Annotated in this window: 10 protein-coding genes; 4 read left to right on the top strand and 6 right to left on the bottom strand. The window is 69.2% G+C overall.

Annotation, left to right across the window (positions count from 1 at the left end; all coding sequences use genetic code 11):
- Positions 1-207: 207 nt before the first annotated feature.
- The 3 genes from KN815_RS32040 to KN815_RS50895 all read right to left on the bottom strand — a co-directional run bounded on the left by KN815_RS32040 (position 208) and on the right by KN815_RS50895 (position 3898).
- Positions 208-2457 carry an RNA degradosome polyphosphate kinase gene (locus tag KN815_RS32040; protein WP_216345361.1) on the bottom strand — a complete coding sequence of 750 codons (2250 nt, stop codon included), beginning with the start codon at positions 2455-2457 and terminating at the stop codon, positions 208-210.
- A 233-nt stretch (positions 2458-2690) separates the two neighbouring features.
- A complete protein-coding gene (gene mshD / locus KN815_RS32035; protein ID WP_216345360.1) occupies positions 2691-3623 on the bottom strand; it encodes a mycothiol synthase in 933 nt (310 codons plus the stop codon).
- Between the two features lie 62 nt (positions 3624-3685).
- The gene (locus tag KN815_RS50895) at positions 3686-3898 is read right to left on the bottom strand and encodes a PDDEXK nuclease domain-containing protein (protein WP_253209364.1); all 213 of its coding nucleotides are present in this window, start codon (positions 3896-3898) and stop codon (positions 3686-3688) included.
- A gap of 497 nt (positions 3899-4395) precedes the next feature.
- Here KN815_RS50895 and KN815_RS32025 point away from each other — a divergent pair, with 497 nt between their 5' ends.
- Positions 4396-6216: a bifunctional metallophosphatase/5'-nucleotidase gene (locus tag KN815_RS32025; protein ID WP_216345359.1), complete on the top strand. Its 1821-nt coding sequence runs from the start codon at positions 4396-4398 to the stop codon at positions 6214-6216.
- Between the two features lie 55 nt (positions 6217-6271).
- Here KN815_RS32025 and KN815_RS32020 read toward each other — a convergent pair whose 3' ends face one another.
- From KN815_RS32020 to KN815_RS32010, 3 genes are all read right to left on the bottom strand, one after another.
- Positions 6272-7456, bottom strand: a complete 1185-nt coding sequence (locus tag KN815_RS32020) for a macrolide family glycosyltransferase (RefSeq protein WP_216345358.1) — start codon at positions 7454-7456, stop codon at positions 6272-6274.
- A gap of 287 nt (positions 7457-7743) precedes the next feature.
- Entirely contained in the window at positions 7744-8004 is a 261-nt protein-coding gene (locus tag KN815_RS32015) for a DUF397 domain-containing protein (RefSeq protein WP_253209363.1), read from the bottom strand.
- A gap of 10 nt (positions 8005-8014) precedes the next feature.
- A complete protein-coding gene (locus KN815_RS32010; protein ID WP_216345356.1) occupies positions 8015-8869 on the bottom strand; it encodes a helix-turn-helix domain-containing protein in 855 nt (284 codons plus the stop codon).
- Between the two features lie 129 nt (positions 8870-8998).
- On the opposite strand from KN815_RS32010, the gene KN815_RS32005 reads away from it, so the two are divergent.
- From KN815_RS32005 to KN815_RS31995, 3 genes are all read left to right on the top strand, one after another.
- Positions 8999-9490, top strand: a complete 492-nt coding sequence (locus tag KN815_RS32005) for an ATP-binding protein (RefSeq protein ID WP_216345355.1) — start codon at positions 8999-9001, stop codon at positions 9488-9490.
- A gap of 83 nt (positions 9491-9573) precedes the next feature.
- Positions 9574-10467 carry a hypothetical protein gene (locus tag KN815_RS32000; protein WP_216345354.1) on the top strand — a complete coding sequence of 298 codons (894 nt, stop codon included), beginning with the start codon at positions 9574-9576 and terminating at the stop codon, positions 10465-10467.
- Positions 10468-10474: 7 nt separating this feature from the next.
- The gene (locus KN815_RS31995; RefSeq protein WP_216345353.1) at positions 10475-10750 is read left to right on the top strand and encodes a hypothetical protein; all 276 of its coding nucleotides are present in this window, start codon (positions 10475-10477) and stop codon (positions 10748-10750) included.
- Positions 10751-10963: the final 213 nt, after the last annotated feature.

The following is a 10963-nucleotide window of genomic DNA, read 5'->3' as shown; positions in this document are numbered from 1 at the left end:
GCCGTGCCCCGGTCGGCCGTGCCCCGATCGGCCATGCCCCGGCCGGCCGTGCCCCGATCGGCCATGCCCCGGCCGGCCGTGCCCCGGTCCGTCGTCACGCCCCGGTCCGTCGTCGCACCGCGATCCGTCGTCGCACCGCGATCCGTCATGCCGTCCGCCGCCCCCGGGCAGGGCTGGGCGGCGTCCGTCATCCCGGCCGGTGACAGGTCATGTCGTTGAACCACGCCGTCGCCTCCGGGCGTCGATGAGCATCTCCTGAACGTTCCGCAGCGGCTGGCCTTCCGCGTCCGTCGCATGCCGCGTCCACTCGCCGTCCGGGCCCAGATGCCAGGAGGAGGTGGAGTCGGACATCCCGGTCTCCAGCAGGCGGTTGAGGGCGGCGCGGTGGCCGGGGTCGGTGACCCGCACCAGCGCCTCGATCCGGCGGTCGAGGTTGCGGTGCATCATGTCGGCGCTGCCGATCCACACCTCCGGCTCGCCGCCGTTACCGAACGCGAATACGCGCGAATGCTCCAGGAAGCGTCCGAGGACCGAGCGGACCCGGATGTTCTCCGAGAGCCCGGGGACGCCCGGCCGCAGCGCGCAGATGCCGCGCACCCACACATCGACCGGCACACCGGCCTGCGAGGCCCGGTAGAGGGCGTCGACGACGGCCTCGTCGACCATCGAGTTGACCTTGATCTTGACGTAGGCCGGGCGGCCCGCCCGATGGTGGGTGATCTCCTTGTTGATCCGGGTGATCAGCCCGTCGCGCAGCGACTTGGGGGCGACCAGCAGCCGCCGGTAGTTCTCCCGCCGGGAGTAGCCGCTCAGCCGGTTGAAGAGGTCGGAGAGGTCGGCGCCGACCTGGGAGTTCGCCGTCAGCAGCCCCAGGTCCTCATACAGCCGGGCGGTCTTGGGGTGGTAGTTGCCGGTGCCCACATGCGAGTAGCGGGTCAGGGTGTCGCCCTCCTGGCGGACCACCAGCGACAGCTTGCAGTGGGTCTTCAGGCCGAGGAGGCCGTAGACGACATGGCAGCCGGCCTCTTCCAGCTTGCGCGCCCACTTGATGTTGGCGTGCTCGTCGAAGCGCGCCTTGATCTCCACGAGCACCAGCACCTGCTTGCCGGCCTCGGCGGCGTCGATAAGCGCGTCGACGATCGGCGACTTGCCGGAGGTGCGGTACAGCGTCTGCTTGATCGCCAGCACGTCCGGGTCGGCCGCCGCCTGCTCCAGGAACGCCTGTACGGAGGTGGAGAACGAGTCGTACGGGTGGTGGAGGAGGACGTCCCGCTCGCGCAGCGCCGCGAAGATGTCGGGCGGGGAGGCGGACTCCACCTCGGCGAGGTCCCGGTGGGTGCCCGCCACGAACTTGGGGTACTTCAGCTCCGGCCGGTCCAGCGCGGCTATCCCGAACAGCCCGGTGAGGTCGAGCGGCCCCGGCAGCGGATAGACCTCGGCGTCCGAGATCTTCAGCTCGCGCACCAGCAGGTCCAGCACATACGGGTCGATGGACTCCTCGACCTCCAGCCGCACCGGGGGCCCGAAGCGGCGGCGCAGCAGTTCCTTCTCCAGGGCCTGGAGGAGGTTCTCGGCGTCGTCCTCCTCGACCTCGAGGTCCTCGTTGCGGGTCACCCGGAACATGTGGTGCGCGAGCACCTCCATCCCGGGGAAGAGCGACTCCAGATGCGCCGCGATCACGTCCTCCAGCGGCACATACCGCTGCGGCGACGCCTCCAGGAACCGGGAGAGCGACGGCGGAACCTTCACACGTGCGAAGTGATCATGCCCGCTCACGGGGTTGCGCACCACGACCGCGAGATTGAGCGAGAGCCCCGAGATATAGGGGAAGGGGTGGGCCGGGTCCACCGCGAGCGGGGTCAGCACGGGGAAGATCTGCTGCCGGAAGAGGGTGAAGAGGCGGGATTGCTCCTTCTCGGTGAGATCCGGCCAGCGGACCAGATGGATGCCCTCCTCCGCGAGCGCCGGGGCGACGTCCTGCTGGTAGCAGGCCGCGTGCCGGGCCATGAGCTCACGGGACCGGTTCCAGATCAGGTCCAGCACCTCGCGCGGCTGGAGCCCGGAGGCCGAGCGGGTGGCGACCCCGGTCGCGATGCGCCGCTTGAGGCCGGCGACCCGCACCATGAAGAACTCGTCCAGATTGCCTGCGAAGATCGCCAGGAAGTTGGCCCGCTCCAGCAGCGGGGTGGCGGGGTCCTCGGCCAGCTCCAGCACCCGCTCGTTGAACGCCAGCCAGCTCCGCTCCCGGTCCAGGAACCGCCCCTGCGGCAGGTCCCCGCCCGTCAGGTCGGGCCCGTCCCCCTCCTCGTACGAGTCCAGATCGGCGTCCAGGCCGGGGTCGAGCGACCGCACCGGTGGCGCGGCGACAGCATGCGGCCGGTGGGCCGCGATGGACCCGACCGAGGGCTGCCGCTGGGGCTGGGGGGAAACCGATGCCTGACCGCTGCTTTCGCTCATGAATTCATTGTTCCGCGCCGGAGGCGAAGACGGCGTGGCGGAAGCGGGTGCGGAAACGGCACGGAGCCTCCGGTTCGACGAATTCGGCACAGCGGGCTGCATTCAGTGATGTTCGCAACCAAGGTTGAATCGCCGGTAACGGACACATGGCGCGTAGGAAATCGGGACCCATCCCCCAGGGGTCCGGCCCCCAGGGGTTCCGCCCCTTCAGCGCCCCCGGGCGCGGGGCCGGCTCAGGTCTCGGTCCGGTACATCAGGTCCGTCTCATGGGTGACAAAGCCGAGCCGTTCGTAGACCGCGACCGCGGCGAAGTTGTCGGCGTCCACATAGAGCATCGCGGTCGGCACCCCCTGTGCGGCCAGATGCCGCAACCCGACCGATGTGAGCGCCTTACCGAGACCGCCACCCTGCGCGTCCGGCCGCACGCCCACGACGTACACCTCCCCCAGCCGCTCCTCGGCATGCACCTTGGTCCAGTGGAAGCCGACGATCCGCCCCTCGCGCTCGGCCAGGAAGAACCCCGCCGGATCGAACCACGGCTCGCCCTTACGGTCGTCCAGATCACGCTGGGTGAGCGAGCCCTGCTCGGGGTGGTGGGCGAAGGCCGCCGCGTTCGCCGCCAGCCAGTCGGCGTCGTCCGCACCCGGCCGGAAGGTCCTCACCGTCACGCCCTGCGGCCACGCGGGCTCCGCAAGGCCCAGCTCCGCGAGCGACCCCAGCGGCCGGCGCATCTGCCGCAGCTCCCGGAACAGCGTCAGCCCCAGCACCTGCGCCAGATGGCGCGCCGAGGCATGCCCCCCGTGCGCCCACACCCGCAGCCGCTTCCCCGACTCCCTCAGCAGGGTCACGCCCAGCGCCCGGCCATGCCCCTGCCCGCGGTGCCCCGGGTGCACGACCAGCTCGGCGGCCGGGGCCTCCACCGGGTCGGTGTCCTCGAGCTGCGCGTATCCCACCAGCTCCCCGCTCGGCTCCCGCAGCACCAGATGCCGCACCCCCTCCCGCCGCCCCCGCAACTGAAGCCGCCCCTGCTCGGAGACGGCCTGCTGACCATCGGCGCGCGCGGACTCCGCGACCAACCGCAGCACATCCTGCGCCTCGGTGGGCGCCAGCTCCTCCAGCACATCGAGCCGCCGGGCACCGGATGTCTCGTTCACCACGTCATTCATGGGGCCGAGCCTACGGCGGCCCAATTGGCCAGCAAGCCGCTGGCCAATTTGTTACCAGCGGGTCACCCGGCTGCCCCATCCCCGTCGAGGATGTCGTCGGCGATGCGGGAGAGGTCCTCGGCACTGGGCATCAGCTCCCGCACATGGGGCGGCAGCGCGGCGTAGGTGCTCACGGCGAGCGGGGCGTCGTTGCTCCGCAGGGCATACTCGATCGTCCCCTTGTCGCGGCTCTTCGCGATGAGGATCCCGAGGGTCGGATCGTCGCGCTCCGCCACCTTGCCGGAGAGCCGAGTGAAGTCGGCTCGGCAGGGATCCTCGACGACCTCGTTGACGGCATCGGAGTCCTCCGGGACCGTGGCGTCGAAGTTGTTGAGCGCGGCGCCCTGCCATCAGCAGGGTGATGTGACCCCAGGGCAATTGGGCAACAGCTTGTTGCCCAATTTGTTCGGGCCTGACCTTCATCTGAGCGCGCACGCTCGCCTGCGTGACGATCGCCTTGAGGTCATCCACCAGCTCGAAGAAGCCCGGCGGGAGCTCGGACCCCTGCGCGGGGATGGGCGGCTGCTTCGCGAGTTCGTTCTGCGTGATCCGCACGCTCACATAGCGAACCGCCACCCAAACCGCCTATCGGGACATTTCATTTGAACGGGCGAAGTCGCCCCACACCGTTGACCATCGGCTACCAGCTCTTAACCTCCAGCCCCTGCCCCGCTACGCGCGTTGACCATAAGCTGCGCTCCACCATCCATCACGGGGCACACAAGGGGACGACATGCCAGCGAGACCTCAACGGCGCGGGGCGGCACGCCGGTTGGCCACGGGAGTCGCGGTGCTGGCCGCCGCGGCCGGGGTGCTGACCGCCGTGGGCCCGGCGGGCGCGGACACCGCCGCCGCCTCGGACAAGCACCGGCCCGGGCGCACCGTCGACGTACAGCTCCTGTCCTTCAACGACCTGCACGGAAACCTGGAGCCCCCGCAGGGCTCCTCGGGCACCGTCACCGAGACCCAGCCGGACGGCACCACCAAGACCATCCCGGCGGGTGGCGCCGAATACCTCGCCACCTCCCTCCGTAACGCCCGTAAGGGCCACGACTACTCCGTCACCGCCGCCGGCGGCGACATGATCGGCGCCAGCCCGCTGCTGTCCGGTCTCTTCCACGACGAGCCGACCATCGAGGCGCTCAACAAGCTGGACCTCGACGTCACTACGGTCGGCAACCATGAATTCGACGAAGGCCGCGCCGAGCTGAACCGGATCCAGAACGGCGGCTGCCACCCCAAGGAGGGCTGCTACGAGAAGGGCAAGACCTTCCAGGGCGCCGACTTCCCCTACCTCGCCGCGAACGTCACCGACGAGAAGACCGACAAGCCCATCCTCAAGCCGTACACCGTGTGGAAGCACAAGGGCGTGAAGATCGGCTTCATCGGGGTCACCCTCGAGGGCACCCCGGACATCGTCACGGCCGAGGGCGTCAAGGGCCTGAAGTTCCACGACGAGGTCGAGACGATCAACAAGTACGCCAAGGAGCTTCAGCGCAAGGGCGTGAAGTCGATCGTCGCGCTCATCCACGAGGGCGGGCTGCCCGCCTCCGCCTCGTACAACGACGACTGCGACAACGGCGGCGCGGGCAAGGGCATCTCCGGCCCCATCGTCGACATCGCCAAGAACATCTCGCCCACGGTCGACGCCCTGGTCACCGGCCACACCCACCAGGCGTACACCTGCACCATCCCGGACCCGTCCGGCACCCCGCGCACCGTGACCTCCGCGGCCTCCTTCGGCCGCCTCTACACGGACACCACGCTCACCTACGACCGCCGCACCGGCGACATCGTGCGGACGAGCGTGAAGGGCGCCAACGCGGCGAACCACGTCGTGGACCGCGAGCAGCCCAAGGCCCCCGACATGACCTCGCTCATCGGGCGCTGGAACAAGCTGGCCGCCCCGATCGCGGGAAAGCCGGTCGGCTATATCTCCGCCGACGTCAACGGCCGCGGCTCCACCGCGTACGAGACGCCCCTGGGCGACGTCATCGCCGACGGCCAGCTCGAAGCGCTCGCCCCGGCCGACAAGGGCGGCGCCCAGCTCGCCTTCATGAACCCCGGCGGCATCCGCTCCGACCTCGCCCACAAGGCGTCGGGGAGCGAGGGCGACGGGGTGGTGACCTACGGCGAGGCGTTCACCGTCCAGCCCTTCACCAACATGATGAACGTGCTCGACCTGACCGGCTCCCAGCTCATCACCGCGCTCCAGCAGCAGGTCAGCGGCTCCAACGAGGCATCCCCGAAGATCCTCCAGGTCTCCAGGAGCCTCACCTACACCCTGGATCTGACCAAGTCCGGCAAGGACCGGATCGTCACGGACACGGTCAAGCTGAACGGTGAGCCGATCGACCCCGCCAAGACCTACCGGGTCGCGATGAACGAGTTCCTCGCGGGCGGCGGTGACGGCTTCCCCGCCTTCAAGGACGGCAAGAACAAGCTCGTCGGCGCCTCCGACCTGGACGCGTTCACGGCCTACCTGGGCGCGCACTCGTCGCAGTCCTCGCCCCTTGACCCGCCGAAGGCGGACCGCATCACGATCGTGAAGTAGTCGCCCGACGCCTGCCGATGGCCCGGCCGCCACAAGCGGCCGGGCCATCGTCGTATCACCGCAGCGCGGCCTCGATCAGCTCGGCGGCCCGCCTGGTGCCGCCCTCGGCCCGCGCCTCGTCCCGCAGCCGCGCCGCCCGCCGCGCGACCTCCCCGTCCGTGGTGAGCTCGGTCAGCGCCGAGCGCAGCACCTCGGCCGTGGCGTCCGCCGTGTCGATACGGCGGGCCACGCCCAGTTCCACGAGCCGGTCGGCGTTCATCGGCTGCTCGGCACTCTGCGGTACGGCGATCATCGGCACCCCGCAGTACAGCCCTTCGCCGCTGCTGCCCATCCCGGCATGGGTGATGAACGCGTCGGCCTGCTCCAGGATCGCCAACTGCGGCACCCAGCGGTGCACCTCGATATTGCCCGGGAGTTCCCCCAGCTCGGCCGGGTCGACGTACTTCCCGATCTGCAACACCACATGCCATCCGGGCAGCTCCCCGAAAGCCGCGGCGCACTCCCGGTAGAAGTCAGGCTGCCGGGTGAAGGCCGAACCCAGCGAGACCAGCAGCACCTTCTCCACCCCGGCGGGCCGTTCCCACCGGCCCTGCCCGGCCCGGTCCCCGAGGCACGGCCCGACGAACGTCACCACCTCCTCGTCCACTCGGTCCGCGTTCGGCTGCATGGCCCGGGGAATCACCGCGATGGCCCGCTCCGGCCGCCCGCTGAAGACATCGGGGTCGAGCGTGGTCGCCCCGCAACCGGCCAGCCACGACGCGAACTTCTCCTGATACGCGTCGGCCCCCGGCAGCGCCTTGAGCGCCGCCCCGACCTCCTCCGCGTAGCCGTCCCAGGCCACGAAGGACGGCGAGAGCTGTAGCGTCGGCCGCCCCTGCGCCTCGGCCAGGGCACGCCCGGCGTAGCCGCCGATGTCGTAGAGGTAGAGGTCGGCCGGATCGTCGTCATACGCGGCGCGCAACTGCGGCAGCGCCTGGATCGCGTCGTCCAGGAAGACGGTGCCGGCGGCGATGGGGTCCTCCGGCCAGTTGTTGTCCACGACAGGCAGCGTGGACCGGTACGGCACCAACACGGCACCGGTGGCCTCGATGACGTCCGCGACGAAGGGATCGTTGGCGTAGGTCACCCGGTGACCGCGCGCCACGAGCTCGCGGATGATCTCGAGGCTGGGCAGTACATGGCTGATGGCGGGAACACCGACCATCGCGATATGGGCACGACGACGGGACGGACGTGACATGAGAGATCACTCGTTTCAAATCTACGGCGAGATGGACACGACGGCCCGGCGCACGGGCGTAGTCGCCGGTGCGCGGGGCGAAACGGCGTGTCAGCCGTAGATCTGAAGAAACGAGTCCATGGGCGGCACGGTACCCCGGCCGCCGACCGGGCCGCCTCCCCTTTTTCCGGTTGGCCGTCCGGCCGGGCTCAGCAAGCGGTAAGTGCCCGCTCAGCGCCGGAGCCTAGGGTCACGAACGCGACGGGCCGTCTGTTCTCCCTCTCCCTCTCCCGACGGGCCGTCGCGCCTTACGCTCCGCCTTCCTCGATGCCATCGAAGGCGCCGTCCTTGGCGCCACGTATGAAGGCACGCAGGGCGGCGGGGGTGGTGGTCAGGACGACGCTGGGGTCGTCGCTCTCCCTGAGCAGCACGGCGCGGTCGCTCGCGGCGACGTTCACGCAGTTGCCCGCGTCCCCGCTGTGGGTGGACTTCCGCCACTCAGCGGCGACGTTGATGCAGTTGGACGAGTTAGCGCTGTAAGACGACTTCCGCCACTGGTACCCGGACACGCTTCTCCCTTCACATCGCACGCAAGACGCCACGGATGAAGTCCCTCGACTCTCGCGGCTTGAGGGCAGTCGTCTCCATGCGATCGACGACGGCCCGGTATCTGGCCAGCTCAGCCTCAGCATCGATGAACTGGCACCCCCACGCCAGATCGAGTTGCACCGTATCGAGTTGTGGCACGGGACCGACGACATAGTCGAGCGACTGCCCTGCGCCAGGAAAGGTCCCACCACCGCCGAACGGAATCACCCGGATGGTGACGTTACCCAGCTCGCTCATGGCGATGAGGTGTTCAAGCTGGGCGCGAACCGTTCCCACACCGCCGAACTCCATCCGCAGAGCTGCCTCATGGATGATCGCGGTGTACGGCACCGGCTCGTCTCCGTAGAGGATCGCCTGCCGCTTCATCCGGTGCGACAGCCGATGCTCCACCTCGTATGCCCGCAACGGCGGGGCCGCTTCCCGGATCACCGCGCGGGCGTGGTCCACGGTTTGCAGCAGACCCGGGATGTGGATGACGACTGCGACGCGCAGCCCAAGAGCCTGGTGTTCCAACTCCGCCAGATCAGCGAAGCTCGCCGGGAGATGCTCTCGGTACTCGTCCCACCACCCTCGGGTACGGCCGCCCGTCATATCGGCCAGCGCATCCAAGAGACCATCGTCCCCGCAGGCGTAGTTGCGGGCGAAAACGCGCACGCGATCCGCGCTCACCGGGTACCGCCCGGCCTCGATACTGCTCAGGCGAGCCTGGTTGATTCCGTGCCGCGCGGCGGCAGCGGTCGATGACAAGCCCGCGCGTTCCCGGAGCTTGCGCAGTTCTGTCCCCAGGCGTCGCTGGGTCAGGGTCGGGGTGTTGCTCGGCGGCATCCGGATCTCCCTATGTCACCCACACGAAGTCATTTAGCAGCCTTGCTGCTGATTTCGTAGCAGGTCTACCACCGACTCCCATACGGTGTGGCGCAAGCGCCCCAACTTCGCCCGACCGAGGGAGACTCCATGGCCAACGTACCGCCGTCCTCCGACCCCTGGACGTACTCCCTCCGCCTCCCCAACGACCCACGGGCGGCACGCATCTCACGCGCCACCCTCCGGGCGGTCCTCGCCTCCCACGGCATGACGGAACTGACCGACACGGCGGAACTCCTGACCTGCGAGCTGGTCACCAACGCCGTCCGCCACTCCGACGGCCCGGCCCAACTCCGCATCCGCCACCTCTGCGAAAGCCGCCTCCGCGTCAGCATCTGGGACACCAACCCCACCATCCCCGCGCCCTTCGACGCCCCACCCAGCCCCCTCGACCGCTTCACGGCCCTCACCGAGGCCGCCACCCGCCTGGACGCCACCTCGGGCCGGGGCCTGCTCATCGTCCGGCTGTGCGCCGACAACTGGGGCGGCTACCCCCTCGCCGACGACCTCTTCGGCATCAGCGGCAAGCTGCTCTGGTTCGAACTCACTCCCCAGCAACACGCCTACGAGATCGCCGCCTGACGCCACCCGGGTCTTTCCCCCAATCGGGTGATCACCGGTCATTTGCCCCGTGCACATGCACTGATGACCCTACGTTCACACACATGGTCAGTTCGCGGCATGAGGCCGCACATCGCATCTTTCAAGAACGACCGGAGTTACTCGCGCCGGTATTCCGCATATTGGACGTACCGCTGCCAAAGGAAGCAGCCGTCGAGGTGCTCACCCCCGACGCCACGGAGATCCGCCCGCTGGAGCGGCGCGTGGACAGCGTGTTGCGCGTGGTTCCGCCTGACGGCGGCGGCTTCCTCCTGGCCATCGAGGCACAGGGGCGCCGCGACCCGGACAAGGCGGTTAGCTGGGCGTACTACCTCTCGTACATGGCAGCGAAGCACGAGCTTCCGGCGCTGCTACTCGTAGTCTGCCAGGACAAGAAAACCGCCGACTGGGCGGCGGGGCCCTTTCGCATCGGCGTGGAGGGGTGGACAGCACTGTCCGTACACCCGCTGGTGCTGGGCCCCGGAAACGTCCCGGTGATCCTCGACCCCGAGGAGGCGTCCCAGGATCTGACCCTGGCTGCCTTCTCGGCCTTGACACATGGGCGCGACCCAAACGCTCCGGCCATACTGAAAACACTGGCTCAGGCCCTCGCCAAGGCCGACCCGGAGTCCCGCCCGTACTACTCGGAGCTACTGGAGATCGGTCTGGGGAATACCCCAGCACGAGACGTCTGGAGGAAACTGATGAGCGTGGTAGGCAGCTACTTCCCTGGTCGCGGCACCCTTGTCGAAGAGACCTTCCTCAAGGGCAAGGCCGTGGGTGAGGCTGTGGGGGGTGCGCGCGCCGTGCTGCGCACCCTGGAAAACAGGGGGATCCGCACCTCGGCGGAGATCCGCGAGCGCATCACCAACTGCACCGACATCAAGACACTGGACCACTGGCTCGACCGTGCCATGACCGTCTCCACCGCCAACGAGCTCTTCACCGAGGACGGCTGACGACACCATGGCCGTAGTAGGTAGCTATTTCCCCGGCCGGGGAACCCTCATCGAGCAGACCTTCCTCAAGGGCCAGGCCCACGGGGAGGCGGCAGGGCTTGCCGAGGGAGTCCTGCGCATCCTCGAACATCGGGGGATCGCCGTCCGGTCCGAGACACGCCGCCGTATCAGCGAATGCACCTACCGCGACACCCTGCGGCACTGGCTCGACCGCGCGTTCACCGTCTCCCAGGCAGACGAGCTGTTGGACGAGCTCTTCGCGGTGGAGGAGCCCGACTGTTAGTCACCGCGCGGGCCCCGGGGCCGGACCGGAAGCCGTGCCACCGGGGTGCGGCCGCCGACGCGGCGGGAGGGGGCGGGGTCGGAGGGGTGGTGTCCTGGACGCTTACGTGTATTTGTGGCGCCAATCCCCGGCCCACCCAACGCCCCCGGCCAATGGCGCCGTAAATATACGGTCCAGGGCGCCGCCCCGGAGGCCCCGCACCCGCCACCCACC

The sequence above is a fragment of the Streptomyces niphimycinicus genome (genome assembly GCF_018883605.1).
Classification (GTDB): domain Bacteria; phylum Actinomycetota; class Actinomycetes; order Streptomycetales; family Streptomycetaceae; genus Streptomyces; species Streptomyces niphimycinicus.
This window is presented reverse-complemented; position numbering and strand designations above follow the sequence as displayed.

Coding starts and splice junctions, on each gene's coding strand:
- KN815_RS31995 (WP_216345353.1), top strand. CDS start 10,475: ATGGCCGTAGTAGGTAGCTATTTCCCCGGCCGGGGAACCCTCATCGAG.
- KN815_RS32005 (WP_216345355.1), top strand. CDS start 8,999: ATGGCCAACGTACCGCCGTCCTCCGACCCCTGGACGTACTCCCTCCGC.
- KN815_RS32010 (WP_216345356.1), bottom strand. CDS start 8,869: ATGCCGCCGAGCAACACCCCGACCCTGACCCAGCGACGCCTGGGGACA.
- KN815_RS32040 (WP_216345361.1), bottom strand. CDS start 2,457: ATGAGCGAAAGCAGCGGTCAGGCATCGGTTTCCCCCCAGCCCCAGCGG.
- KN815_RS32000 (WP_216345354.1), top strand. CDS start 9,574: ATGGTCAGTTCGCGGCATGAGGCCGCACATCGCATCTTTCAAGAACGA.
- KN815_RS32025 (WP_216345359.1), top strand. CDS start 4,396: ATGCCAGCGAGACCTCAACGGCGCGGGGCGGCACGCCGGTTGGCCACG.
- KN815_RS32020 (WP_216345358.1), bottom strand. CDS start 7,456: ATGTCACGTCCGTCCCGTCGTCGTGCCCATATCGCGATGGTCGGTGTT.
- mshD (WP_216345360.1), bottom strand. CDS start 3,623: ATGAATGACGTGGTGAACGAGACATCCGGTGCCCGGCGGCTCGATGTG.